The organism is Paraburkholderia sp. J7, from assembly GCF_905220155.1.
Taxonomy (GTDB): Bacteria; Pseudomonadota; Gammaproteobacteria; order Burkholderiales; family Burkholderiaceae; genus Paraburkholderia.
On record NZ_CAJMYZ010000003.1, the window covers coordinates 415907 to 440041 of the forward strand.

Consider the following 24135-nt stretch of genomic DNA (forward strand, 5'->3'; position numbering starts at 1 on the left):
GGGAGTACGGGTTCGCCTGCCTGCTCATCGCACGATTTGCATACCTGCGCGTAGAAGTAGCGATACCAGTTCCGCCTGCCGGTGCGTGTCGGTCTTAGCCAGGATCCGTTTCAGGTATCCCCTTGCCGTTCCAATCCCAATGCCCAGTTGCGACGCTGCGTCTTCGAGGTCAGTACCGCGGACAAGCAAGCTGGCGAGCGCGACCTCGCGCCGAGTTAGCTGAAAAGTAGTGCCGAGGACGCCTAGATCGGGACTCAACGGACTGTCCGGTTCCAGAACGAACAGAACGCCACGCGCGAGATTCCATTCACTAACAACGTCAATCACACAGAGTGGCATGACGCTGACGACAAGCGGGAGATGCGGCGATTCGCGGAGCAAGTAACAACGCGTCGGCGCGACACGTCTTATTGCCGCCTCTCGACTATCTCGGCTGATGTCATGCCAGACCACGGCCGCCGCCATCGCTCGACGCAGATCCTGCGTATCGGAATGCCGCGCGGCTGCCACAGTTCTTGAATTCAACAGCAATCCGTCGCCGCGTGCGGCGAGTACCTCGGCGTACGGATTCACGAATACCGGACACAAAGCCGCATCGAAAAGGATCACACCAACGTTCAATCGTGCTATGACGTCAAACGCTGTCTGTGCCCGAAGGTCCGCTGCAGCAAGATGGCTTTGAACCTCCAACGCAGTCATTAGGTGCGGGACGATCAGATTTGCCGCATCGAGATCGGCGTCACTGAAATCCGCCGCACCTAGCTCCCGGCCCACCAAAAAATGAACCTGCCGTCGAGGCGACCGGGCAAGCGGCGCGACGATTGAATAGAACCCGCCCTCTGGGCGAACGACCTCGTTATAGATATCTAAACGTCTGAAGTCGGCATCTGAAATTGCTGACGATTGTCGCAGCGATGTGCCAACCGGTATGGCTTTGATCCAGTCAGGCAGACGGTTTGCGAATTCGCGCCGAAGTCGCACCGCATTGACGGGGTCTACGCCTATGGAAACCGCCAAACCGGCAGCATCGGCACCCGCTTCATTCAGCACCACCTTATGCGCACCGATTGCCTCCGAGATCAATGCGAGGGCAGCAGACCAGTCATCGGGCGAGAGCACTGCCCCGTATATGTCCCGAATCGCTCGATGGATGGCTTCGACGCGCGTCATGGTCGCCTCCAGTCCGAGGCGGATGTACCTCCCAAATGGGAGTATCGGACGCCCAGATTTTTCGAAATTATAGGAGCTAACGTAAGGAGAATGTGTTTGGAAAAGACTGGGCCGTTAAGTGCTAGTTGGTTAGATGTGTGTTCGAATGGCTGCAGTTCAGCGCATTACCGCCTGTCCAAAGCGTTCATAGCGGCGCGCAGTATCGGCTGCGAGGTTTCGTTGCGAGCAGTCCTATCCCAAGGGTACCTGGACCGGTCGACTGCTTCGCGCCCCTGCGATACAAGGATGACGAATCTCGGGCGTAGATGGCCGCAACATGACGCCGGGAACGAATTCCTTTTGTCGTCAGCGGACATTTCCTGAATGAACTTGAGGACGAGGTCGTGGACTTGAGCACAGGACAAGCCTTTGTCAGGCACAAAGGCAGGTCGCCCATTGTGTGATCGTCTGCGAAGAACCACACTCGTCAACGCGCCGTGCTGATCACCGTCATCCGGAATGGGCCGCCGTTCGCCGCTGCATGAGCGACTGCCTCGTTCGCATCGTCGAGCGCGAACGTTGTCACATCGAAATGGCCCAGATGCAGCAGCCCACCTCGAATCAAACCTGTCATCAACGTCACGGCTTGCGTTGGATACATCCACTTGCCGCGCAACGTAATGTCGTTGCGCATGATCCACGGATAGGGAAGCTCGAGGCCCGCGCCGCCCAGCATGCCAACACCGCCCATCAGGACCACGCGCCCATACGGGCGGACCGCCATCACCGCGGCACGCACCGTCGTCGCCGGAACAGACGGCGGCATCAGGTCCATCACGCAGTCGATCGGTCCCGGCGCCGCCCGTTGCATGCGTTCGCGATCCGTTGCTTCGTCGCCGGACAGTAAAATGGTTCGCACGCGATCGCCGAATCTGCGCTCCAGGTCTTCGAGTGCCTGCGCGTTGCGGCCGGGTGCGACGACGCAGCGCGCGCCCATTGCGAGCGCGACCGCGACGCACGCGCTGCCGAAGTTGCCAGTCGCTCCGCTGACGAGCAGGATCTCACCGGCCCGCAGATCAGACGCGAGCAGCCCGCCGTATGGTACGAGCAACGTATTGAGCGCGCACCAACGCGCGGCGTCAGCCGGATCGATCTCGCCGATGCGCACAGCGTTTTCTGTCGGCAACCGTAGCTGCTCGGCAAACGGGCCGTCGTGAAAATACCGCTGCAACCGCCTGCCGCCCTCGCCTCGCGCGCTCCAGCCCTGCAGCACGATATCAGGCATGAGCGCATCGTCGCGAGAGCGCACGGTCGGATCGCAGAACACCCAGTCGCCCGGTTTCAGATGCGTCGCATCTGGACCGATTGTGCGGACCCGACCGATCGCGCCGCAGCCCGGCACGATAGGCAACTCGATTGGATAGCGGCGTTCGCCGCTGAACACTTCCTGCGCATAGGACAACACCGGCGCCGCAACGACGTCTACGATAACTTCGCCGGTGCCTGCAGAAGGATCCGGTATCTGTTCGATCGTGAGCGGCGCGTTGAGCGTCTTCAGGACGGCAGCTTTCATGACTCTTCCAGAAAGGGGAGATGGGCCGATTCTGGCAGGCTTAGAATAGGCAACAAGGCCCGCTGCGATCCCAGGATTGCGCAGTCCCACCCTGCCGTCCTACCCGATATGAAGCGAACACGATGACCGCCACGACGCGAACCCCATTCGGCGACTTTCTGCGCTCCCGGCGCAAGAAGCTGAGACCCGGCGACGTCGGCCTCAACGACGGCCGGCGCCGCCGCACGCCCGGCCTCCGGCGTGAGGAAGTCGCGGAACTCGCGGGCATCGGCGTGGACTGGTATATCCGCCTCGAGCAAGGGCGCGCGGTCAGCCCTTCGGATGCGACGCTGGATGCGCTTGCGCGGGCATTGCAGCTCGACAATGCCGAAGTGGCCCATTTGCGCACGCTCGCGCAGCGCAGTGAACCGCGCGCCTTCGCCCGCGAGAATGTGCCGCCCGCCGTCGCGCGGGTGGTAGCCAATCTCGCTCTTCCGGCTTACGTGACTGGTCGGCGCTGGGACATCCTTGCGTGCAACCAGGCCGCCACCGAACTGCTCGGCTTCGATCGTCTCGCTGCGCAAGACCGCAACATCATGATTTACATGTTCCTCGAACCCGAAGCACGGCGGCTCTTCGGCGCGAGCTGGTCGAATGAAGCCCGGCGCATGATCGCGCTGTTTCGTACGAGCCACGACCTTCATGCGGGCGATCCTGCGTTCGTCGAACTGGTAGGACGCCTTGGTTCGAGCAGCGAGGAGTTCGCGAAATGGTGGAGTGCACACGACGTGCGCAGCGGCGCGTCGGGTCAGAAGGTCTTTGCGCACGCGAGGCACGGTGTGCAGCGCTACGAGTACGCAACGTTTCAGGCGAACGACGATCCGGCGCTTAAGCTCGCAATCTACACGCCGGTCGACGCGGACGTCGTTTAGCTCAGGCGGCAACAGGCGGTGGTGTTCCCGCTTGCCGGCGTGATGCCCGTTCGAGCGACGCGCCGGCCGGGAAGCGGGACCCCGAGTGCTTGAGTCGATCGATGTCGTCGCTGTCGACGCTCCCCGTGTCTCTCAACGACTGCGCGCTGTCGAGCACGACCATCGCCGACATCAGCCTGGTGAGCGAGGCGCCCTCAAGTAGCGCCATTCGAATCCGTGCGGACCTTCATGCACCGTACCGGCTGATGTTTCCGGAAAGTGCGCGGGGAATACGATTGCCCCCGTTTTCGCCGCGCGTTCGAGCAACGATTGTCTCGATGCTCGCGCCTGTGGCTGATCGAGGCAGAACGTCGAATTCCACTGAGGACGATAGACTTGCAACGGACTGTGCATCACGTCCCCGGAGAACAATGCTGTCTGTCCCTGTGAGCGAATTTCGATAGCCATATGCCCGATGCTGTGGCCCGGCGTCGGCAGAAAGCAAATGCCGTCGACAATCTCCGCCCCTTCATCCGGCACGATGCGGGCCTGTTGGGCCTCGATGACCGGCAGTACGCTGTCCTCGAATACCATGCGCCGCGGCTCTCCTTCCGGCTTTGCGAAATAGTCGCACTCGCGCTGGCCGAATACATAGGTGGCGTTCGGAAAGACGGGCATCCAGCGGTCGTTTTGCCAATGCGTGTTCCATCCGACATGATCGACGTGCAAATGTGTGAGCAGCACATAGTCGACGCGCTCGCGCAGGAAGCCTGCCGCCTCGAAGCGCTCGAGCACGGGGTTGTCGAGTTGGTCGAACAGTGCACTGAACGGCCGCGTTTTCCCATTGCCGATTCCCGTGTCGACGACAATAGTCAGTCCGCGGAATTCAACGACCCACAAATGCGTTCTCATCGATACGCGTCGATTCGTCAGGTCGAGGCTGGAGGTCGAACAGTGTTCTTCCAGAACACGACCGCTAGCGGGATCCCAGTCCGGGAACAAGACATCGGGAGCGAGTGCGAAGGCCGTTTCATCCACCCGAGTGATGGTTGCATCGCCCACGAGATGGGTATTGGAAGCGTTTTTCATAGCAACGTTGGTTCGTAGTAAGTCATGGAGTTCCTCGCTCTACGGCAGGCGCATGCGCGACCGGCACGCGCCGCATGGCCAGTATGTAGAGCGCGGCGCCAATCAGTGAGGACAACCCACCGGTCAAGGCCAGCGCGACGCCCAGACTGTTGCCCATGTGCCCGAGGTGCTCGTTCAGGTAACCGACGGCCAGCGGCCCAACGCCTCCGCTGATCGCGTTGGTCATGAAGACGAGCAAAGCGAGCGAACGACCACGCATGCGGTTCGGCACCGCGATTTGCAGCGGTACGGGCGCGAGGCCCATCGCGATGCTCGCGGTGAACGCACAGCTGCCATACAGCAGAACCGCGACGGTGCTGTCGGCGACGAGCGGCATCGCAATCGCGGCTGGCACCAGTGTAGCAACCGCGCCGGCGGAGAAGCCCAGCACCCTGCGCAACGTGTTTTCGTCAGTGATTCGCGTCGCAAGCATGCCCGCGCACGCGATACCAAGTGTCCCGCCGATCACGTAAGCGGGTGCGGCCATCTGGCCCACCGCCTTCGGCGCGAGATGAAAATGGCGCATCAGCAAAGTCGGGAACCACGCGGCGTGCGAGTAGAACAGCGTGATCAACGCGACGTAGGCCGCGAAGTACGGCAGGCAGAAGCGATTGCGCACGAACAGTTCGACCACGACTTCGCGCAGCGATGGCATGGCGTCTCCTGCTTGCGTAGCACGAGCGAAGGTCTCCTGGCGGACCGGTTCGCGAACCGTGAATGCCACCAGCGCGGCCAACACGAGCCCGGGCAGCCCGACCGCGACGAACACCATTTGCCACGGTTCGAAGCCATGCGCCGCAAGTAGCGCGCTGCTGTCGCCATGCGCGACAGACAACAACATGCCGCCGCCGAACAACGCAACGCCGCCCCCCACGTATGGCCCAAGCATGAAGACACTGCTCGCGCGCGCCACGCGACGCGGCGTGAAGATGTCGCTGAAGATCGACAATGCAGCGGGGCTCAGCGCGGCCTCTGCGATCGCGGTCCCTGCACGAGCGATGAGCAGCTCGGAAAAGTTCGATGCGAATCCGCAAGCCATCGTCGAGATTGCCCAGATCGCAATGCAAGCGGCGATCAGCTTCACCCGGTTCGCTCGATCGACGAGCCGCGCGACGAAAACGCCCGCCGTTGCGTAGCACATCGTGAACGATAGACCCTGCAGCAGGCCGATTTGAGTATCGGTGAGCGCGAGCGACTGCTTGATCGGCTGCACGAGTACGCTGACGATCTGCCGATCCAGATACGAGAACGCGAAGCAGATGAAGAACAGCAGCACGATGTAGACCGGGTGTCGAACATCGCTGGATGACGGCCGGCCGACGTGCTCAGTCGCCTGAATCGAAGGGGGATAAGCGCTCATGCACGATCTCCGGAGGATGAGTAGGTGAGTCGTCCGTCACACTCGTTCTTGTTGTTCCGTATTCAGTCCACAACGGTATCCGCGGCCAGCAATGCAATGCAGTCGCCGGGTTCCACGCGCGCGAAAGTACGGATGCACATCACCGTGGCGGCGGCGCGGAAGCGAACCTCCAGCGGCGCTTGCCAGGGCCGGTGCGGATCGAAGAGACGTCCCGCGATCTGACCTTCGCGAACGCGATCGCCGAGTGCGAAAGCGGGCTCGAACACGCCCGCAATCGGCGAATACACATAGTGGCGTGCGCCTTCCACACGAAGAAATTGCGTCTCACCCGCCGGCGCGGGATCAGCCTCCGGCGTCATGCCGAGTCGGTGCAGGACGCGAAGCAGGCCGTTCTCGACGATCGCGAGGTTGGCCGCGTCACACCCTGCGTGGCCGCCGAATTCGCCGCACAGGAATAGCTTCCCGTGGCGTTCGGCGGCCGCCGCGAAAGTGCGATCTTCGCCGAGCAGATCCATGATCATCGTGTTTGGTGCTCCAAACGCGCGAACGAGGTCCAGATAGAGCGCACGCCGCTCGCCTTCGGCGGGTGGCGACGCGAGAAGCGTGGGAGCATGTTCGAAAGATGCACCGCCGGCGTGAAGATCGATGACGACGTCGGCGCGTGAAAGCAATACCGTTTCGACGTAGTGCGCGATCATCTCCGTCGGCTGCCCGTTGCGTGCGCCCGGAAAAAGCCGGTTCAGATTGCCGTGGTCAATCGGGGAAGTGCGGGAGCCGTTGATGAAGGCCGGGAAGTTCAGCGCTGGAATCACGATGATGCGGCCACGGATCACCATCGACGGCAGCCGCTGGAGCAGCTTGAACAGTGCGACTGGGCCTTCGTATTCGTCGCCGTGGTTGCCGCCTGTGAGTAGAACGGTCGGGCCTGTCCCCGCTCCGGCGTTGAGCACGGCGAGCGGGATGGGAATGTGCCCGTAAGCCGAGCGATCGTGCGACCAGGGCAGCCTGAGCGTGCCGGTCTGGAAACCGGTGCGCTCGAAGTCCACGTCAGTGGCGATAAGCGAAGGAAGATGGGACATGGTGCGATCCGTAAGCAGCGAGGCGACGCCCCGGTTGTCTTACTATCGCCGAAGACAAAGTGCCTGACCAATGCCGTTTTCTGCAGCCGGTGATGCTTTGAAGGCATCACCGGCTACGCGTTCCTCCACCGTCGCGCCGCAGCCACGCGCCGCCTACTTCAGCTGGTCGACGAATCGAGCCAATGCCATGTTTGCGCCGTTTTTTACGTAGCAGAATTCGAGTGGCAACGGCACCGACAAATCCTGAAGATCGACGAAACGCACGCGTGCCGGTGGACGATCGCGATTCGCCGCGTTCACGATCGCGGCCCCCATGCCCGCGGACACGAGCGAAAGGATGGCCGTTTCGGTGCTGGCCTCCTGTCGGATGTCGAGCGTCAGGCCGCGCTCGGCGCACGCGGACAGGAGGCGGTCGTAGTACGCCGGGTAGACGCGTCGAGGAAAGGCGATAAATGGGGTTTCCCGAAGGTCTGCCGTCGAAACGGCCCCCGCTTTGCCGAGCAGCCACGCTTCAGGCACGGCCAACAGGACGTTCTGTTCGAGCACCGGCACGCTCGCGATGCCTTCGGGGAGCACACCGACTCGATAGCAGAAACCGCCGTCGAGCCGTCCCGCTGCAATCGCTTCAAGTTGCTCCGGAGTGTTCATCGGCTGCAGTTCGAGCGCGACTTCCGGCACTGCCTGTTCGAATTCGCGCAACGCGCTGGAGACAATGCCACTCCATGCCGCGTTTTCGACAAACCCGACGCGCAAATGACCGCGCAAACCGGAGGCGATCTGGCGGGCGAGGCGATTGGCGGCGTCTACGCGGGCCAGAATCTCTCGCGCCTCGGACAAGTAGGCCTCGCCCGCAGCCGTGAGCAGCAGACCTCGTGGCGTACGTTCGAACAAAGCCGCGCCGATGGCCTGTTCGAGATCCTGGATTTGCCGGGATATCGCCGGCTGCGTCACGTGCAGTTGTTCGGAAGCCGAGCGCACACTGCGCAATTCTGCGACAGCGATGAAATAGCGAAGATGCCGGAGTTCCATGGCGGTATGGGAACAGGACGTTGGAGCGTCATCGTAAACCACTGCACGCGTTGAATGGCAGCCTTGAGGAAATCGTATAAGTCAGGCGTGCGGGGCTCGTGCTTATGAATTCGGCTTCACGATGATCTTGCCGATAACCCGGCCCGTTTCTTGAGCTTCGTGTGCTTCGACGATAGCGTCGAGTGATACTTGCATCCCTATCGTGGGGGCATACGCTCCGTGCACGAGGCATTGGCTGATCGCTGAGACCGCTGCGGACTTTGCGGCCGCCGGGACAGTGTAGATGTAGATGAACCGGAACGTGCAGCCTGCGATCATCGCCTTTAGCAGCGGAAGGGCCAGGTGGTCGGCAGCGGACTCCACAGCATAGGCGCTGATGATGCCGCCGTCGGCCAGACAGCTCATATCGGTTTCGAGGTTGTCTTGCAGACTGACATCCACGATCCGGCCGACCCCTCGCTGCCCAGTAGCCGAATTCACGATCGCCGACACATCTTGCGACAGTCGATTGATGACAAGGTCTGCACCCGCACGTCGCGCAGCGTCCGCCTGTTCAGGCGTTGAGACGGTCGTCGCGACCCACGCGCCCGCCCATTTTGCAAGCAGGATTGCTGCGGTTCCGACTGCCCCCGCGCCCCCATGGACGAGTACGCTATGCCCGTTGATAACGCCATCTGCGAAGAGGCAGCGATGAGCCGTGAGCGCTGGAATGCCCAAACAGGCTCCGACCTCAAACGAAACGTTGTCGGGTAAAAAAACGGCTTGTGATGCCGGCACGACTGCGCAGTCCGCAGCCGTGCCGAATGGGCGACGATATTGCGCTTCGAACAGCCATACCCGTTCGCCGATGCGTGTCGGCGCAACGCCGACCCCGACCGCGTCGATCACTCCGGCGCCATCTTGATGCGGAATGACCATGGGGAAAGCGGCAGGACCGGAGAAACCGGTGCGCGCCTTGATATCGCTCGGATTCAGACCGGACGCATGGATTCGCACGCGAACTTCGCCGGGGCCTGGTTGCGGAACCGGAAAATCACCAAGCCTCAGTACTTCCGAAGCTCTGCCCTGCCTTTCGTAGTATGCGGCCTTCATCAATCTCCCTCCTTGAATAACACGGTCGTCCGCTGAGCGTTGGTCAGCGCAATAGAGCGGAGACTATCGGCGGTCGACTGTTTTTGCACAAGAAGGCACATCTTTGATATATAGGGATAGAAAGTATCCTATTGGGAGTCTGCATGGCCTCTTCGGTTACTACGTATCAGTGCTCCGTTGCCGCAACGGTCGACGTCGCCGGCGGAAAATGGAAACCGCTGATCGTCCACTATCTGATGAACGGCACGAAACGGTTTGGCGAATTGCGACGCTTGATCGGAACAGTCACGCAGCGCTCTTTGACGCTGCAGCTTCGTGAACTTGAATTGAATGGGATCGTGACACGTAAGGTTTTCGCGGAGGTTCCGCCGCGTGTCGAATACTCGTTGACCGAGTTCGGAAAAACGCTCGCGCCCGTGCTTGAGGCAATGAAGCAATGGGGCGACGCTTACATCGAACGACTGGAGCAATTGGAGTCCTGCTAACCGCGCTCGTCGACGTCCGCTTATAGGCCCTGAGAACGGCGCTTGTGGGTCGACGACTATGGGCCACTGCATCGGGCTATAGTCCGCCAGCAAGCGCCGTGTACTTTCGCTGTTACGGAGTCGTTGGAACGACCGCTTCGCTTTGATACCGGCCCTTTGCACGCGGAGGGTGGTCTATGGCAACAACTCGGGCGGCGGCAGTGGCGGCGCCCTGATGTCCAGTCGACGGTCATTAGCGTAGCGCGATCGTCGTGTCCTTCGCGTTGAGCGCTGCTTCGAACAGAGACTTGCCCGGGCCCGCCAACCACGCGTCGAAGCTCAGCAGTGGCCCGAACGTGCTCGTCAATGACGCGATATCCGCATTACCGGCCAGCCGGCCATCGTCAAACAGATCGGCGAGGCGTCCGAGGAGAGCGTTTTCTCGCAGCAGACTGTCGGGGAAGCGTTGATAGGTAATGGACTTGCCTGCGGCGCGACTTAGACTGTCCTGAAGACTCGCGCCAGTTACGGCATCGCCGGCAATCTCGATTGTCTGGTTTGCGAACCGGTTGGGAGCGCCGAAAATGGTGGCCACAATCTTCCCGATATCTTGCGTCGCGATCACCTGACCCTTCTGGTCAGGCCTCACGAATGACGTGAAGATGCCTTTATCAAGACCCATACCAGGCAACATCAGCAATTCCATGAATCCCGCTGGGCGCACGATTGTGTTGAATATGCCAATGGATTGGATATATGCCTCGATCTCGGACTTGCTGTCGAAGTGTCCCATGCCGGTCTTCGTGGAGCCGGCAGCGTTAGCAGACGTATAAACGAGATGCTGGACTCCGGCGTCCATGGCAAGGTCGGCAACGGTCTTACCGTAGCGAACTTCGTCTGCGTCGGAGACACCGTAAACGGCGCCTTGCCCGGAACTCGGCTGGACGCTGAAGACGCCATAGACGCCGGTCATGGCTATTTTCAGCGAGGCGACATCGGAGAAGTCGCCCTGCCTCAACTCCACTCCCGAAGCTGCAAGTGTTTGCGCCCTGACACTATCAGGGTTCCGAACGAGCGCGCGAACGTGCCATCCTTTCCCCACAAGTGAAGACGCAACGGCGCCGCCTTGTTGACCTGTTGCGCCGAAGACAAGGATGCGCTTGTCCCCAGAAGCGTTTCGCGTACGGCTACCAGTTGTATATTGGTTGTGATGTGTCATGACTGCGCTCCGCTGAGTTCAGGGTCTCATGGTATAGAAGTTATACTTGAACGCAATTAGGCACTTATAACCAACCAGGTATCACGGAGTATCCTCGACCATGCCCGCGTTATCCCAGGAAGCGCTTGAACTGAACCGCCTCGTGCTCGAGGAGATAACGAGCAAGTGGACACTGCTCGTGCTAGGACATTTGTGCGGAGGCCCGATGCGCTTCAACGCCTTACGGCGCGCCAACGACGGCATCACACAACGGGCCTTGACACAATGCCTGCGTCGTCTCGAAGCCAGTGGATTCGTCAAGCGATCGGTGGTCTGCACCGCGCCCGTCGCGGTGATGTACGAGATTTCGCCGCTGGGTCGTTCCTTGGAACCGCATTTGCGGGCGCTGTTGCAATGGGTGGACGAGAATCGTGATGCGATCAAGGCGTCGCAGTGCGCGTTCGCCACACAAGGCCCGGGAGACGCGCTCAATCAGACACCGGGAGCTGTGTCGCGATAACGATGAGGGAACGAGCGGACAATCACATTGCACAGGACTGCTTGTCACGCCGGGCACGGCGCAGAAGATCGACTTTGCTGCCAGCCTTCAGAGGCACGGCCCAAGTCTTTCCATCGGCCAAACGAGCGTCGACGCGTGGAACCGCGTCGACGCAGCTGTAGCTGCTCGCGACGGCCCTGCCGCAGCAGCACCAACTTTTGCGTGATACGCGCGGCCCTCTGTCATCTAGATGGCCACGCTCGCGCGCCCAGAGTCGTTGTCACTTCGACTGGCATCCCGCCCACAATATCGGGCGGCGATCGACCCACGGCCGGGCCCGCTCGAGTTGCCCGGCAAGTTGCAGCAACGTGTCTTCCCGGCCGAATCCTGCCGCGAACTGCGTGCCGATCGGCAAGGCGGTTTCCGGGTGCGTTTCAAGCGGTACGGACATGGCAGGGAGCCCGGAGACGTTGAAAGGTGGCGTGAATGGGGAATGTCGAAAGACCCGCTGAGTCCATTCGAGACCGCTCATCGATTCGGCGTCTGCGCCATAGGCGCCGATCGCGAGCGGCATGTGTGGCAACGTTGGCGTGAGCAACAGGTCGATCTCTTCAAACCAGGCCCCGACCGACCGCGTGACCAGGTTGCGCGTCGCTAGCGCCGCGACAAACGTGGATGCTTTCTCCTCCTTGCCGTATTCGAAACAGGCCAAGGTGGCTGGCTCGAGCGTCGTGTTGTCGATCGGACGGCCCGTCGCGGCTGCGAGGCCCTCGATCCAGCCGACGAGCGTTGCTGTCCATATGGTCGCGTTCATCTGCACGAAGGCATCCCGCGAAACGCCAAGCGTCGGCTGGAGTTCGATGACCGTATGGCCGAGCGCCTCGAGAACACGCACGCTCGCGTGAGGCTTCGACCAGGGGTGAACCATGAACGAACGTGAGTTGATCACGGATGCGCGAACTGGACCGCCTGAAGGTCATCGCGCGGTTGCAGAAGACGAATAGATTTCCGGAGCGGCTGGACCATCGACCTTGAGCATGCCCAGCGCCCCCTGATTGAAGGTGCGGAAAATCGAATGATCGACGAGCAGGAACGAGCCGGGCACTTCCGTGCGGAACTGAACGACCTTCGCACCACCGGCCGGAATGAGCGTCGTCTGCACGCTTTCTTCATAGTGTTTATATGACCCGTCCCAAACCCGATCGAAAATCGCGCCGATTACGTGGAAACTCGATACCAGATTTGGACCGCCATTACCCACAAACAGCCTGACCGTTTCTCCCACTTTCGCTTTCAATGCATTGTCGCCAGTCAGTGCGCCTTCTCTTCCGTTGAACAGTACATAAGTTGGCCGCTCGTCAATTGCCTTATCCATATCGAAAGTTTGCAGGCCTTGATCGTGATATTTGCCATTCGTGTAGAAGTCGCCCTGCATCACGTAGTATTCGCGATCGACTTTCGGCAGCCCTTCGGGCGGATCGACTTCAATCATGCCGTACATGCCGTTGGCAATATGCATACCTACCGGCGCCGCAGCGCAATGATAGACAAAAAGACCCGCGTTCAGCGCTTTGAAGGTGAACGTGGCATCGTGGCCCGGCGACGCGAGCGTCATTGCTGCGCCCCCGCCCGGCCCGGTCACCGCGTGCAGGTCGATGTTGTGCGGCATGTGCGAATCCGGTGGATTCCGGAGACGAAGCTGCACCGTATCACCCTGACGCACGCGGATGAAACTGCCCGGTACGGTACCGCCAAAGGTCCAGAAGTCATAGCTGGCGCCGTCTGCGATTTCCCGCTTCACTTCCTTGACTTCGAGATCGACAATCACCAGCGCTGGGTAGTTTCGCTCGATCGGCGGCGGCACATTTGGCGGACTGGTCAGCACGGCGTGAATCGGCTGCCCTTGTGGCGGACCAAAGTCCCCAGGCGCGGCGCCGGACTGGACGGTCACGGACAACGCCGCGACCGGATACGCAACACTCGCCAGCAGGCCGAGAGCGACAACTGCAGTACACAACCTTCCTGTCATGATTGTTCTCCTTACGGGTTCCCGCCACCCGGCTACAAAGGCCATACACAACGCGCCGGGCTGATAAAACTGAATATTCGCCAGATAAAAACATCGCCTTACATCCCAGTTCCACCACCTGCAATGCACCGGATAAAAATTTATTCTGCGCGTCTCATTGACACACTCACACAATCAAAATAGATGAGTTGAAGTGATAACGCGTCTCGCACGGTCATATATAGCGACTAAAACGCGAAGCAGGTTAGCGCTTAAACTCGCCGCACCCCTTAACCTGAATTAATTATTAGATCTCTCTTTTCGACACAATGTCGCATGCGATTCAAGCAATCGCATTACGCGCGATTTCGCGCCATCGAATTTCGGAAATTGATTGGCAGGGGCTTGCGTGGACCTGTAGCGAGGAAATGACGACTGCACGCGTTCGGGGGGCGAGCGCGCAATTTCACCGTCCGGCCGAAGCCTCGATCCGGACGCGCGAATGAATTCGCCTGGTTACGTACGGCAGTCTGTCGCCGCGACCGTTTCAATCCACACCATCTTCAGCAATCCGGATGATTCGCGTGAAGTCGCAGAGCGTCACTCGCTGATTGCTCGTGACAATCCAGCCGGACTTTTCCCAGCGCGTCAGAATGCGGCTCACCGTATAGAGCGTCGTCCCCGACATTTCGGCGACGTGCTTGCGTGTCAACGGAAAGTCAATCTCCGTTCCCTGCCCGGTGTTCTCGCCTGCCTTTTCGGCAAGCCGCAGCAAGGCATGCGCAATGCGGCGCTCGACGCTTTGAGTGGCAATCTCGCGAAAGCGCTCCTGCACTTCCTGCAAACGCCTGCCGAGAATGCCGACCAGGTTGACCGCGATGCGCGGGTATCGGGTCATCAGTTCGAGCATGTCGGCCTCGCTCCAGCTTAGCGCCACCGACTGGGTAAGCGTGACCGCTTCCGCCGGATAGCGGCGGTCGGTGAACAATGCGACGGTGCCGAACATTTCGCCCGGCGCGACAAAACGGATCACCACCTGCTCGCCGTCGCTTCCCGACTGGGAGATGCGAACGCCCCCGACTATCAGCGCGTAGGCCCTGGCAGCCCCGTCGCCCTGATAGAAAATGCGTGTCTCCGCGCGCAACTCGTGCGTGCGTGCGCAGATCATCGTATCCGCCAATGCAATGGGCGAGAGCCCCTGAAAAAGCTCCATGGAAGCGAGCAGGTCAGATCCGACCAGCGATTGAGCGTTCATTTCGTTTCGTCACCAAAAGCGCGCAGCCCCTTCTCGATCTCCTTTATCGGCGTCCTCTATCGACGCCCCTTAGCCAGGTAGGGCTTTGTTCAAGCGCAAACGTAGTTCTCCTGTGAGCAGCTTAGCCTAGCGACAGGCTACAGAAGCCGGCAACCCCGTGACTAATTGGCACAACTCTTGAACATGAACCGATCCTGATTCTTAAACCGCTCACGCCGACGAGCGGTGATCGCCGGCATTTTTTCCCGTGCATTACACCTCCGGAAAAAAGGAGAGAGGATATGCAGTCAACAAGTCGTCTATGGAAATGGCTCGGGCTGGTGTGCCTGCTGTCATTTGCCGCTCTACTCTACATGGGGCGCGAGATCTATCTCGCGGCGCCCCCTATTCCCGCCGCGGTCGTCACCGAAAACGGCGCCACGGTATTGACGGGCGACCAGATCAAGCGCGGTCAGCAGGTCTGGCTGTCGGCCGGCGGTCAGCAGTTGGGGACGGTCTGGGGCCACGGCAGCTACGTCGCCCCGGACTGGTCGGCCGACTGGCTGCACCGTGAAGCGCTGCGACTGCGCGACATTTGGGCGCAGCGGGACTTCGGCAAGGCGTACAAGGATCTTCCCGCCGAACAGCAGGGCGAACTCGACGCGCGTCTGAAGCGCGAGATGCGCGCCAACCGTTACGATCCGCACACAGACCGCGTCACGGTCACGGAGCAGCGCGCCGAGGCGGTACGCGACGTGGCGACGCACTATGAGGCGCTCTTCGGCACCGACCCGGCGCTCAACACGCTGCGCGACCAATACGCCATGACGGCGGGCAGCGTTCCCAGCGCGGATGACCGCACGGCGCTGGCTGCGTTCTTCTTCTGGTCGGCGTGGTCGGCCACCACGGACCGCCCGGGCCAGACCGGCATCACCTACACGAACAACTGGCCGCATGAGCCGCTCGTCGACAACACGCCGACGGTCGCCAACGGCATGTGGTCGGTTGCCAGCGTGATTCTGCTGCTTGGCGGCATTGCCGCGATGCTGTGGTATCGCACCGCGCACAGCAACGAAGACGAGTCGGTGGCAGCGCCTGCCGCTGATCCGCTCTTCAACGTCAAGGCCACGCCGTCCATGCGCGCCACCAAGAAGTACTTCTACGTGGTGATCGGCCTGCTGCTGGCGCAGGTGGTCATGGGCTCCCTCACCGCGCACTATGCGGTCGAAGGACACAGCTTCTTTGGTATTCCGATTGCCGAAGTGCTCCCGTGGGTGGTGAGCCGCACGATCCACACTCAATTCGGTGTCCTTTGGATTGCCACAGCATGGCTCGCGACCGGCCTCTATATCTCGCCGCTGCTCTCGGGGCACGAGCCACCGCTGCAGAAGCTGGGGGTCGATGTGCTCTTCTGGGCACTGCTCTTCATCGTCGTGGGATCGACCGTGACCGGCTGGCTGGGCTCGCTGAAGCACCTCGGTACCGGCTTCAGCTTCTGGATCGGCAACCAGGGCCTGGCGTACACCAGCATGGGCCGCGTCTGGCAAATCCTGCTGTTCGTCGGCTTGATGATCTGGCTGTTCCTGATGGGGCGCGCCTTGATGCCGGCGCTGAAGAATCGCAAGACCGAAGGCCGCGGGTTGATCGGCATGGTGTTCCTCTCGGCGACCTGCATTGGGCTCTTCTACGCATCGTCGCTCGCCTGGGGTCAGCACACCCACTACTCGATGATCGAGTACTGGAGATGGTGGCTCGTGCATCTGTGGGTCGAAGGCTTCTTCGAAGTGTTCGCCACCGCCGTGATCGCACTGATTTTCTCGCGCCTCGGGCTGATCCGCATGTCGACGGCCAATCGCGCCATCGTGTTCGAAACGATCGTGTTCATGTTCGGCGGGATTCTCGGCACGCTGCACCACCTGTACTTCACGGGGGCTTCCACTGCCGTCATCGCGGTCGGCGCCGTGTTCTCCGCGTTCGAAGTGGTGCCGCTCGCGCTGATCGGGCTGGAGGGCTGGCAAACGTATCGCAGAACGAAGGCCGCACCGTGGGTGCAAACGTATAAGTGGGTCATCCTGTGCTTCGTCGCCGTGGGCGTGTGGAACACCGTTGGCGCGGGCCTGCTGGGCTTTTCGATCAACCCGCCCATCTCGCTCTACTACGTGCAAGGCCTCAACATGACGCCGGCACACGGTCACGCAGCGCTGTTCGGTGTGTACGGCATGCTCGGCATCGGCCTGATGCTGTTCTGCCTGCGCGGCATGTCGTCGCGCGAAGCCTGGGACGACTCGCTGCTCAAGATGGCGTTCTGGATGCTCAACATTGGCCTCTTCATGATGGTGTTCATCTCGATCCTGCCTTCCGGCATCTACCAGGCATGGGCCAGCGTGAGCAAGGGGCTCTGGTACGCGCGTTCGCCGGAAGTCATTCATTCGTCGCTGATGCAAACGCTGGTGTGGCTGCGTGTGCCGGGTGACGTGGTGTTCGCGGCAGGCGTGCTGTACCTCTGCTGGTTCGCCGCGCGACTGCTGTTGCGCCGTCCCGAAACGGCTGTGCCCGTCGAAGCCAAAACGACTCACAAGGCGGCTCAGCGCGTTTGAACGCCGCATTGACGAGCCGGCCACGACAATGGCCGGCTTCTTTGACGACACGCTTTTCATACTTCCAACATTTTTTCCAGGAGCCTGACATGGCCGATATTCTCGACAGCCGGACTTATGTTTTCGACGCGCGCGGCATTGCCAAACGATTCCGCCATGCGGCGATTTTCGGCGCGCTGGAAGCGCTCGACGACGGTGAGACGATGCGCTTCGTGAACGATCACGATCCTGTTCCGCTTCTCCAGCAAATCGCCCAGTATTATCCGCGCCCGGTTCATATTGAATACGTGGCGCGCCAGCCGGACCAGGTCGTGATCGACTTCGTGCTCGCAAGCCCTGATTCGAACGCCGTCGCCGCCCAGCAGCGGGCTGCGGGTGGCTGCGGCAGTTCCGGCGGCACCTGTGGATGCAGCGGCGGCTAACGCGCGCCTCGCACTGCATCCTCCCGCCAACAGCATCCCTCCCTCCTGAAAGGCCGGCACGGGCAAGCCGTGTTCGCCCGTTGTGCCGGCCCCTTTCCCCCCGATCATCGCGACCCCCTGTCGACGCGTGCGTGCAATCGCACACATCGCGTTCGGTGTGGCGCGCACAAAACGTTACCCCCGCAGCGAAAATCGGCCGGCCGTCGAGCACGCACCCACGGGAATTAGCACGGATCAAGTAGCGCCCAACTCACCTTCGAACGATGTTGACTCGCACTATATCTAGTTAATAAGATCGCCACACCAACAATATCTAGTATCAAAGGGAGGGTTCACCGTGCCTCTAGACAAGCCCTTGATCGAAGTCCGCTCGTCGATCGACGAGTATCTCGAGCAACAGGACTGGCGGGTCAACGCCAACGCCAATCAGGGCTATTCGCTCGGTGGCCTGATCCTGAACGTCTCGGGCAAGGTCATTGCCAATTACTGGCTCAGCCACGTGTACCCGGCGGCAGTTGGCGAGGCTCACCGCAACGCGGACCTGCATATTCACGACCTCGACATGCTCTCGGGCTATTGCGCAGGCTGGTCGCTGCGCACGCTGTTGAACGAAGGGCTGAACGGCGTACCGGGAAAAGTCGAAGCGTCGCCGCCAAAGCACATGTCGAGCGCCATTGGCCAGATCGTCAATTTCCTCGGCACGCTACAAAACGAATGGGCGGGCGCGCAGGCGTTCAGTTCGTTCGACACGTACATAGCCCCCTTCGTGCGCCACGACAACCTGTCGTATGCAGAGGTACGCCAATACATTCAGGAATTGATTTACAACCTCAACGTGCCTTCGCGCTGGGGTACGCAAACCCCCTTCACGAATCTCACGTTCGACTGGGTCTGTCCTGAAGATCTACGCGAGCAGGTGCCGCTGATCGGCGGGCGCGAGATGTCCTTCACATACGGCGAACTGCAGGCCGAGATGGACATGATCAATCAGGCGTACATCGAAGTCATGATGGCCGGCGACGCGAAAGGCCGCGCCTTTACCTTTCCGATTCCAACCTACAACATCACGCCCGATTTCGACTGGCACAGCCCGAACGCCGACCGCCTGTTCGAAATGACCGCCCGTTACGGACTGCCCTATTTCCAGAATTTCATCAATTCCGAACTCAAGCCGAACATGATCCGCTCCATGTGCTGCCGGCTGCAGCTGGATCTGCGCGAGCTGCTCAAACGCGGCAACGGCTTGTTCGGTTCCGCCGAGCAGACCGGATCCCTCGGCGTCGTCACGATCAACTGCGCGCGTTTGGGCCACCGCCACGCCGGCGACGAGGCGGGGCTGCTCCGGCGCCTCGATGAACTGCTCGAACTCGGCCGGACGAGCCTCGAGATCAAGCGCGAAGTCATCCAGCACCACATGGACAACGGGCTGTTCCCGTACACGCGGCGTTACCTCGGCACATTGCGCAATCACTTCTCCACGCTGGGCGTGAACGGCATCAACGAAATGATCCGCAACTTTACGTCCGACGAGCACGACATCACGAGCGAATGGGGACACACCATGGCGATCCGCGTGCTCGACCACGTGCGCGCGAGAATGCTCGAGTATCAGGAGGAAACCGGCCACATGTACAACCTCGAAGCCACGCCGGCCGAAGGGACGACGTACCGGTTCGCCAAGGAAGATCGCAAGCGCTTTCCGGGCATCTTGCAGGCCGGCACGCCGGATATGCCTTACTACACGAATTCGTCGCAGTTGCCCGTAGGTTTCACCGACGATCCGTTCGAAGCGCTGGAGCGCCAGGACGACCTCCAGCGTAAATACACAGGCGGTACGGTATTGCACCTTTACATGACCGAACCGCTTTCGTCGGCGAACGCGTGCCGCACGTTGCTTCGACGCGCGCTGAATCGATTCTCGCTGCCCTATATCACCGTCACGCCGACTTTCTCGATTTGCCCGAAGCACGGCTACCTGGGAGGCAGCCACAAGTTTTGCCCACGTTGCGACGAAGACATCCTTCAACGCAAGCTTTCTCAACTCGAAACCGCAGAGGTCTAAACCATGAGCACCGTACTCTCTCAATCCGTGAAGGCTAACAACCCTTGCGTCACGCTCTCTGACGCAGAACGCCAGCCCTGCGAGATCTGGACCCGCGTCATGGGTTATCACCGTCCGGTCTCTTCGTTCAACACCGGCAAGAAGGGGGAATTCCACGAGCGCAAATATTTCAGCGAACGCGAGGCATGGCTTGCTCACTGAGATGAAACCACGCGGGCCGGACCTCGGCCCGATAGCACCCCGCTCACTCAAAGTGGGCGGAGTGGTCCCTTTCACTGCAACCGATTATCCAGGCCAGATTGCCGCGGTCGTATTCGTGCAGGGATGCCCGTGGCGCTGCGCGTATTGCCATAATCCGCATTTGCAGCCACGCACCCGCAAGGGTGCCTTCGCGTGGCAAACCGTTCTGGACCTGCTTGCGCGCCGGGTGGGCCTGCTCGACGCCGTGGTCTTCAGCGGGGGCGAGCCTACTGGCGATCCAGCGCTCAGGCAAGCCATTCGTGATGTGAAAGCGCTGGGTTTCAAGGTTGGCTTGCACACTGCCGGCACGCATCCGCGTCGTCTCAGGGAGCTCTTGCCGCTGGTGGATTGGGTTGGACTGGACGTCAAGGCAGCGTTTTGCGACTATGCCGACGTCACCCGCGTTGCCTCGAGCGGCAAGCATGCGCTGGCCAGTCTCGAGGCCGTGCAGGCCAGCGGTGTGCAGTACGAGTGCCGCACGACGTTGCATCCCGATCTGCTGCCAGAGAGCGAAATCCTGAAGCTCGCGCAAACGCTCTCGGCAATGAACATAACGAACTACGCGTTGCAGGTCTTTCGCACCGAGGGTTGTGCCGACGATCAATTGAACGCCGTATCGATGGCGGGCTATCCCGATCCCTCACTCATCGGCAGGATAGCCGCACTGTTTCCCGCATTCACGCTGCGACGCGCTTAAAAGGAACTCGCGCACGGCAAAACGGCCAGGCTCGTGCGGCCTGGTTGCGGGACTCCCTTCGCTCAGCGCGCCGTCGCGTGGAGCGTGCCGAGCGCCGCTATCGATTCAAGCACGCGGCTCACAACCTGCTCCGCCTCCTCGCGATCGAAGTCTTCGTGGAAGCGCTTTTTCACGCCACAGTCGGCCAGCTGAACGTGCTGGTCGGGAGCGATGCCGTGCCGCTCCAGACACTTCTGCGCGCACACCAACGGGCAGCCATCGATCACGACGATGGGCCGCCCCGATCCGGCAATCTTCAGCAGCGAAGGGACGTCGCCGCCCACGCCCGCGATGCAGGACATTTCCGCTGCGCCGCGCCGATCGAGCTGCAAGGCGACATGGTTGGCCATCTGCGCCGCGCTTGAACAACCCGAGCAGGAGTACACGAGCGGAAACGCTTTTCTGTCAACAGTCATGAAAGACCTCGTTCAATTCGGGTTCACATCCACGGGCCGGCCCCTTTTTCTTTCACTTCGCGAACGCGTCGAAGCCAGCGTTCCGGCACAAAGCGGCCAGGAGAGAAGTACGTCGCCAGATCCGTCGCGTCCAGCGCGTTCTTCACCAGCAGGCCCAATTCGGTATCGCCTTCCATCGTCAGGCGCCGGCTGAAGAACAGCGTATCGGGATCTTCCTTGCGTTGCGCGAGCAACATGAAATCGTGTGTGCTCGCACTGATCGTCAATGCGACTTCACTCTGAGGCCGGACCGCGGAAAAACGCCCCCCGCGACACACGAAATCGAAACCGATGCCCGCGTCTCTCGCCTCGATGCGCAGCGCGCGGCCGTCGAGTTGCGCCAGCGTGTCGGCAGGCAAGTGCCGCGCCAGCAAGGCATTGAGCGCGCCCGCGAACAACACTGAACCGGGATAGGCAGGCAACAGGGACAGTGCTCTCTTCAATACGGAAGGCAGTTGATAGGTAGAGGAACTCATGGAGAATTTATATTCAGCGCGAAGAACGAATTCAAACGGCTTTGCGTTCCAGCCCAGGCAAACCATACCAGTAGCCGTCGCAAGGTTGCCCCGCCATCAGGGGAAGCATGCGGGCGAGCGCGTCGTCTTTGTTCAGGCGGCCGTTTATCGCGTCATGAAAGCGCCCCGCGATTTCGACCATGTTTTGCGACTGCGGGCTCAAACGCAATACGTCGACATGCAACGCGCGCAGCACATCCACTTCCTGAATCAGGTTGTACACGAGCGCCGATTGCGTCGATATGCCATTCAAAACCAGGAAGGGCTTGCCTTCCTGGGTTTCCATCATCTGGCCATCCGGATGATCCATGCAGACATACTGGCAATTGTCTTTGGGGAAGTTGCGATTCCGTGCCGAAAAGCAGCGCGCCGAAAACGCCAGCGGCATGCGGCCATAGGCGAACACCTCCGTTTGCATCGAGGGCGGCCGCTCCGCCTGCATCCGCGCGAGGCCGTCCTTCGCCATTTCCAGCGGCATCACCCAGCGCCGCGCTCCTAGACCAGCCAGCACGTCGAGCGTTGGCGGGTTGTACGCGTTCAACCAGGGCCCCGCCACGAACGGCGTATTTTCGAGGCAATGAACCGCGCCCATGTCGTTGGCCTCGACCGTGTAGCGGCCGTTATGGGCAATCTCGCGCAGCGTCGTCATGTCTTTGCCCGACTCGAGAAGAATCTGCGTGGACAACACGACCTCCTTGCCGGCATTGGCCAGCATGTCGGCAATATCGAGCCAGTCGTTGAATCGAAGTTCATGGCGCCTCGAACAGACCACTTCGCCCAGGTACACCACGTCGACCGGCGCGTCCATGACTGATTCGTAAAATTGCATCATCGCTGTGCGCGACCAGTAGTACTGGACCGGCCCCAAGGCAATCTTCACAGTGCCCACTCCCGAATGCTAAAAAAAAGCGTCATTGCCATCATTTCCACGGGCGGTGATACGCGCCCAGCGTGTGCTGCTGCCCTTCGGCGACCTTGTTGAGCTCCGCCATCCACGTGGGCCTCACGCTATAGCGCTGCCCATTGGCCAGACACTGGTCGATGGCGTCGCGCCATACGCGGGTGACCTGCGCCACATAGGCGGGACTGCGTTGACGGCCTTCGATCTTGATCGCGCGTACGCCAATCTGCGCGAGCCTCGGCAATATTTCGAGCGTATTCAAACTGGTTGGCTCTTCGATCGTGTAGTAACGCTCGCCTGCCACCTCGAAACGCCCTTTGCACAACGTGGGATAGCCCGCGTTTTCATCGTCGGCATAGCGGTCGATCAGCACGCCGTTCAGTCTGGATTCAAGACCGTCCGGCGTTTGCTGCCATCTCACCGACCTGGCCGGCGAGCACACCCCTTGCGTATTGGGCGATTCGCCAGTGGCATACGACGAAAGCGCGCAGCGCCCTTCCACCATCACGCACAGGCTCCCAAACCCGAACACCTCGATTTCCACCGGTGTTTTCTCGATGACCTGCTCGACCTGCGTTAAGGAAAGAACCCGCGGCAAAACCGCGCGCACGACGCCGAAATGCTCGCGGTAGAAGTTGATGGCTTCGTAGTTGGTCGCCGACCCTTGCACGGACAGATGCAGGCGCAATTGCGGATGCCGCACGGCCGCGTAACGCATCAAACCCGCGTCGGCGACGATGATTGCGTCGATGGCGCAGCGGGCGGCTTCGTCCACGGCTTCTCGCCATGCGGCCCAGCCGGTGGGCTGCGGATAGGTATTCAGAGCAAGGAAGACTTTTCGCCGCTTTGCGTGCGCGTAGGCAATGCCCGCGCGAATCGCGTCCTTGTCGAAGTTCAGGCCAGCGAAATTCCTGGCGTTGGTCGCATCGCGAAAGCCGAGGTAGACGCAATCGGCGCCGTTGTCGACCGCCGCCTTGAGCGCCGGCAGACTGCCCGCCGGGCAGACCAGTTCCAGCGGCGGCGCCGCATCGTGATTTGTGTTGGCCAGGCTCATGGGAGATAACCGATCGAGGTTGTGAAAGGACTGTGGTCGAGATTCAATCCGCAGAACACCAGCACGAGCAACACGAGGCCTATCCTCAAGGGCACGCGCAATGACGACTGCATGCAGTCCAGCGCTGTGAGCATCAGGCAGAGTTGCAGCAGCAGACCGTCGGGCCGAAACAGGAATGGATACATAAGATGTGCGCTGCGCAGCCGCTGAAACCGGCGCCTGTATAAGACGAGTCAGCAGGTCGCCGGACCGCCCGCGCGGAAAGCGAAATAGCGGAAATCGACAGTCTGGAACCGCGGTGCCTTGATCGCCTTAATGTCCATCAAGAATATCGCCCCGCATCGATCCGGGAACATGCGCCGTGAACGGGGCTATTGCCAAAACGTGCCTGCTTTCAGGTAGTGTTATGGCATGCACATGCCTGCGGCGGTACTTCTCATCAAATTCAAC

At 60.8% G+C, this 24135-nt stretch carries 21 protein-coding genes and 2 pseudogenes; 8 read left to right on the forward strand and 15 right to left on the reverse strand.

Annotation, left to right across the window (positions count from 1 at the left end; translation table 11 throughout):
* Positions 1 to 24 precede the first annotated feature (24 nt).
* Positions 25 to 1170, reverse strand: a complete 1146-nt coding sequence (locus tag U5A58_RS07390; RefSeq protein WP_321960921.1) for a helix-turn-helix transcriptional regulator — start codon at positions 1168 to 1170, stop codon at positions 25 to 27.
* A gap of 466 nt (positions 1171 to 1636) precedes the next feature.
* Entirely contained in the window at positions 1637 to 2722 is a 1086-nt protein-coding gene (locus tag U5A58_RS07395; RefSeq protein WP_321960922.1) for an alcohol dehydrogenase catalytic domain-containing protein, read from the reverse strand.
* A 122-nt stretch (positions 2723 to 2844) separates the two neighbouring features.
* Between U5A58_RS07395 and U5A58_RS07400 the strand changes: the two genes are divergently transcribed.
* Complete coding sequence (locus U5A58_RS07400) at positions 2845 to 3633, forward strand: helix-turn-helix transcriptional regulator (RefSeq protein WP_321960923.1); 789 nt, start codon at positions 2845 to 2847, stop codon at positions 3631 to 3633.
* A 171-nt stretch (positions 3634 to 3804) separates the two neighbouring features.
* Here U5A58_RS07400 and U5A58_RS07405 read toward each other — a convergent pair whose 3' ends face one another.
* The 5 genes from U5A58_RS07405 to U5A58_RS07425 all read right to left on the reverse strand — a co-directional run bounded on the left by U5A58_RS07405 (position 3805) and on the right by U5A58_RS07425 (position 9300).
* Positions 3805 to 4701 (reverse strand): MBL fold metallo-hydrolase, encoded by an 897-nt coding sequence (locus U5A58_RS07405; RefSeq protein WP_321960924.1) that lies wholly within the window; start codon positions 4699 to 4701, stop codon positions 3805 to 3807.
* Positions 4702 to 4723: 22 nt separating this feature from the next.
* The gene (locus U5A58_RS07410; RefSeq protein WP_321917516.1) at positions 4724 to 6100 is read right to left on the reverse strand and encodes an MFS transporter; all 1377 of its coding nucleotides are present in this window, start codon (positions 6098 to 6100) and stop codon (positions 4724 to 4726) included.
* A gap of 62 nt (positions 6101 to 6162) precedes the next feature.
* Positions 6163 to 7179: a succinylglutamate desuccinylase/aspartoacylase family protein gene (locus U5A58_RS07415; protein ID WP_321960925.1), complete on the reverse strand. Its 1017-nt coding sequence runs from the start codon at positions 7177 to 7179 to the stop codon at positions 6163 to 6165.
* Between the two features lie 153 nt (positions 7180 to 7332).
* Complete coding sequence (locus U5A58_RS07420) at positions 7333 to 8208, reverse strand: LysR family transcriptional regulator (protein ID WP_321960926.1); 876 nt, start codon at positions 8206 to 8208, stop codon at positions 7333 to 7335.
* Positions 8209 to 8310: 102 nt separating this feature from the next.
* Positions 8311 to 9300 carry an NADPH:quinone reductase gene (locus tag U5A58_RS07425; protein WP_321960927.1) on the reverse strand — a complete coding sequence of 330 codons (990 nt, stop codon included), beginning with the start codon at positions 9298 to 9300 and terminating at the stop codon, positions 8311 to 8313.
* Between the two features lie 143 nt (positions 9301 to 9443).
* On the opposite strand from U5A58_RS07425, the gene U5A58_RS07430 reads away from it, so the two are divergent.
* Positions 9444 to 9785 (forward strand): helix-turn-helix domain-containing protein, encoded by a 342-nt coding sequence (locus tag U5A58_RS07430; RefSeq protein ID WP_321917522.1) that lies wholly within the window; start codon positions 9444 to 9446, stop codon positions 9783 to 9785.
* Positions 9786 to 10017: 232 nt separating this feature from the next.
* Here the strand turns inward: U5A58_RS07430 and U5A58_RS07435 are convergent, their stop codons facing one another.
* A complete protein-coding gene (locus U5A58_RS07435) occupies positions 10018 to 10983 on the reverse strand; it encodes an NmrA/HSCARG family protein (protein ID WP_321960928.1) in 966 nt (321 codons plus the stop codon).
* Positions 10984 to 11083: 100 nt separating this feature from the next.
* Between U5A58_RS07435 and U5A58_RS07440 the strand changes: the two genes are divergently transcribed.
* Complete coding sequence (locus tag U5A58_RS07440; RefSeq protein WP_321960929.1) at positions 11084 to 11482, forward strand: helix-turn-helix domain-containing protein; 399 nt, start codon at positions 11084 to 11086, stop codon at positions 11480 to 11482.
* Between the two features lie 259 nt (positions 11483 to 11741).
* Here U5A58_RS07440 and U5A58_RS07445 read toward each other — a convergent pair whose 3' ends face one another.
* From U5A58_RS07445 to U5A58_RS07455, 3 genes and pseudogenes are all read right to left on the reverse strand, one after another.
* Complete coding sequence (locus U5A58_RS07445; protein ID WP_321960930.1) at positions 11742 to 12389, reverse strand: amidase family protein; 648 nt, start codon at positions 12387 to 12389, stop codon at positions 11742 to 11744.
* A 69-nt stretch (positions 12390 to 12458) separates the two neighbouring features.
* Positions 12459 to 13490: pseudogene (gene nirK, locus U5A58_RS07450) on the reverse strand (copper-containing nitrite reductase); the annotation flags it as partial.
* A gap of 526 nt (positions 13491 to 14016) precedes the next feature.
* Positions 14017 to 14724, reverse strand: a complete 708-nt coding sequence (locus U5A58_RS07455; protein ID WP_321960931.1) for a Crp/Fnr family transcriptional regulator — start codon at positions 14722 to 14724, stop codon at positions 14017 to 14019.
* Between the two features lie 281 nt (positions 14725 to 15005).
* Here U5A58_RS07455 and U5A58_RS07460 point away from each other — a divergent pair, with 281 nt between their 5' ends.
* From U5A58_RS07460 to U5A58_RS07480, 5 genes and pseudogenes are all read left to right on the forward strand, one after another.
* On the forward strand, positions 15006 to 17300 hold the full coding sequence (locus tag U5A58_RS07460; protein WP_321960932.1) for a nitric-oxide reductase large subunit: 2295 nt from the start codon (positions 15006 to 15008) through the stop codon (positions 17298 to 17300).
* 89 nt (positions 17301 to 17389) lie between these two features.
* Positions 17390 to 17629: pseudogene (locus U5A58_RS07465) on the forward strand (DUF2249 domain-containing protein); the annotation flags it as partial.
* Between the two features lie 430 nt (positions 17630 to 18059).
* Positions 18060 to 19784, forward strand: coding sequence for a ribonucleoside triphosphate reductase (locus tag U5A58_RS07470; protein ID WP_321960933.1), 1725 nt, complete (start codon positions 18060 to 18062; stop codon positions 19782 to 19784).
* A 3-nt stretch (positions 19785 to 19787) separates the two neighbouring features.
* Complete coding sequence (nrdD, locus tag U5A58_RS07475) at positions 19788 to 19985, forward strand: anaerobic ribonucleoside-triphosphate reductase (RefSeq protein WP_321960934.1); 198 nt, start codon at positions 19788 to 19790, stop codon at positions 19983 to 19985.
* A gap of 1 nt (position 19986) precedes the next feature.
* Positions 19987 to 20721, forward strand: a complete 735-nt coding sequence (locus U5A58_RS07480; RefSeq protein ID WP_321960969.1) for an anaerobic ribonucleoside-triphosphate reductase activating protein — start codon at positions 19987 to 19989, stop codon at positions 20719 to 20721.
* Between the two features lie 62 nt (positions 20722 to 20783).
* Here the strand turns inward: U5A58_RS07480 and U5A58_RS07485 are convergent, their stop codons facing one another.
* The 4 genes from U5A58_RS07485 to ubiU are packed head-to-tail and all read right to left on the reverse strand — an operon-like array spanning position 20784 to position 23685.
* Positions 20784 to 21176: a putative zinc-binding protein gene (locus U5A58_RS07485; RefSeq protein WP_321960935.1), complete on the reverse strand. Its 393-nt coding sequence runs from the start codon at positions 21174 to 21176 to the stop codon at positions 20784 to 20786.
* A gap of 23 nt (positions 21177 to 21199) precedes the next feature.
* On the reverse strand, positions 21200 to 21691 hold the full coding sequence (gene ubiT / locus U5A58_RS07490) for a ubiquinone anaerobic biosynthesis accessory factor UbiT (protein ID WP_321960970.1): 492 nt from the start codon (positions 21689 to 21691) through the stop codon (positions 21200 to 21202).
* Between the two features lie 31 nt (positions 21692 to 21722).
* Complete coding sequence (gene ubiV, locus U5A58_RS07495) at positions 21723 to 22610, reverse strand: ubiquinone anaerobic biosynthesis protein UbiV (protein ID WP_321960936.1); 888 nt, start codon at positions 22608 to 22610, stop codon at positions 21723 to 21725.
* A gap of 40 nt (positions 22611 to 22650) precedes the next feature.
* The gene (gene ubiU / locus U5A58_RS07500; RefSeq protein WP_415774185.1) at positions 22651 to 23685 is read right to left on the reverse strand and encodes a ubiquinone anaerobic biosynthesis protein UbiU; all 1035 of its coding nucleotides are present in this window, start codon (positions 23683 to 23685) and stop codon (positions 22651 to 22653) included.
* Positions 23686 to 24135 lie beyond the last annotated feature (450 nt).

Bases quoted from the DNA above. Each gene is read 5' to 3' on its own strand.
- U5A58_RS07390 (WP_321960921.1), bottom strand. From the start codon at position 1,170: ATGACGCGCGTCGAAGCCATCCATCGAGCGATTCGGGACATATACGGG.
- U5A58_RS07395 (WP_321960922.1), bottom strand. From the start codon at position 2,722: ATGAAAGCTGCCGTCCTGAAGACGCTCAACGCGCCGCTCACGATCGAA.
- U5A58_RS07400 (WP_321960923.1), top strand. From the start codon at position 2,845: ATGACCGCCACGACGCGAACCCCATTCGGCGACTTTCTGCGCTCCCGG.
- U5A58_RS07405 (WP_321960924.1), bottom strand. From the start codon at position 4,701: ATGAAAAACGCTTCCAATACCCATCTCGTGGGCGATGCAACCATCACT.
- U5A58_RS07410 (WP_321917516.1), bottom strand. From the start codon at position 6,100: ATGAGCGCTTATCCCCCTTCGATTCAGGCGACTGAGCACGTCGGCCGG.
- U5A58_RS07415 (WP_321960925.1), bottom strand. From the start codon at position 7,179: ATGTCCCATCTTCCTTCGCTTATCGCCACTGACGTGGACTTCGAGCGC.
- U5A58_RS07420 (WP_321960926.1), bottom strand. From the start codon at position 8,208: ATGGAACTCCGGCATCTTCGCTATTTCATCGCTGTCGCAGAATTGCGC.
- U5A58_RS07425 (WP_321960927.1), bottom strand. From the start codon at position 9,300: ATGAAGGCCGCATACTACGAAAGGCAGGGCAGAGCTTCGGAAGTACTG.
- U5A58_RS07430 (WP_321917522.1), top strand. From the start codon at position 9,444: ATGGCCTCTTCGGTTACTACGTATCAGTGCTCCGTTGCCGCAACGGTC.
- U5A58_RS07435 (WP_321960928.1), bottom strand. From the start codon at position 10,983: ATGACACATCACAACCAATATACAACTGGTAGCCGTACGCGAAACGCT.
- U5A58_RS07440 (WP_321960929.1), top strand. From the start codon at position 11,084: ATGCCCGCGTTATCCCAGGAAGCGCTTGAACTGAACCGCCTCGTGCTC.
- U5A58_RS07445 (WP_321960930.1), bottom strand. From the start codon at position 12,389: ATGGTTCACCCCTGGTCGAAGCCTCACGCGAGCGTGCGTGTTCTCGAG.
- U5A58_RS07455 (WP_321960931.1), bottom strand. From the start codon at position 14,724: ATGAACGCTCAATCGCTGGTCGGATCTGACCTGCTCGCTTCCATGGAG.
- U5A58_RS07460 (WP_321960932.1), top strand. From the start codon at position 15,006: ATGCAGTCAACAAGTCGTCTATGGAAATGGCTCGGGCTGGTGTGCCTG.
- nrdD (WP_321960934.1), top strand. From the start codon at position 19,788: ATGAGCACCGTACTCTCTCAATCCGTGAAGGCTAACAACCCTTGCGTC.
- U5A58_RS07480 (WP_321960969.1), top strand. From the start codon at position 19,987: ATGAAACCACGCGGGCCGGACCTCGGCCCGATAGCACCCCGCTCACTC.
- U5A58_RS07485 (WP_321960935.1), bottom strand. From the start codon at position 21,176: ATGACTGTTGACAGAAAAGCGTTTCCGCTCGTGTACTCCTGCTCGGGT.
- ubiT (WP_321960970.1), bottom strand. From the start codon at position 21,691: ATGAGTTCCTCTACCTATCAACTGCCTTCCGTATTGAAGAGAGCACTG.
- ubiU (WP_415774185.1), bottom strand. From the start codon at position 23,685: ATGAGCCTGGCCAACACAAATCACGATGCGGCGCCGCCGCTGGAACTG.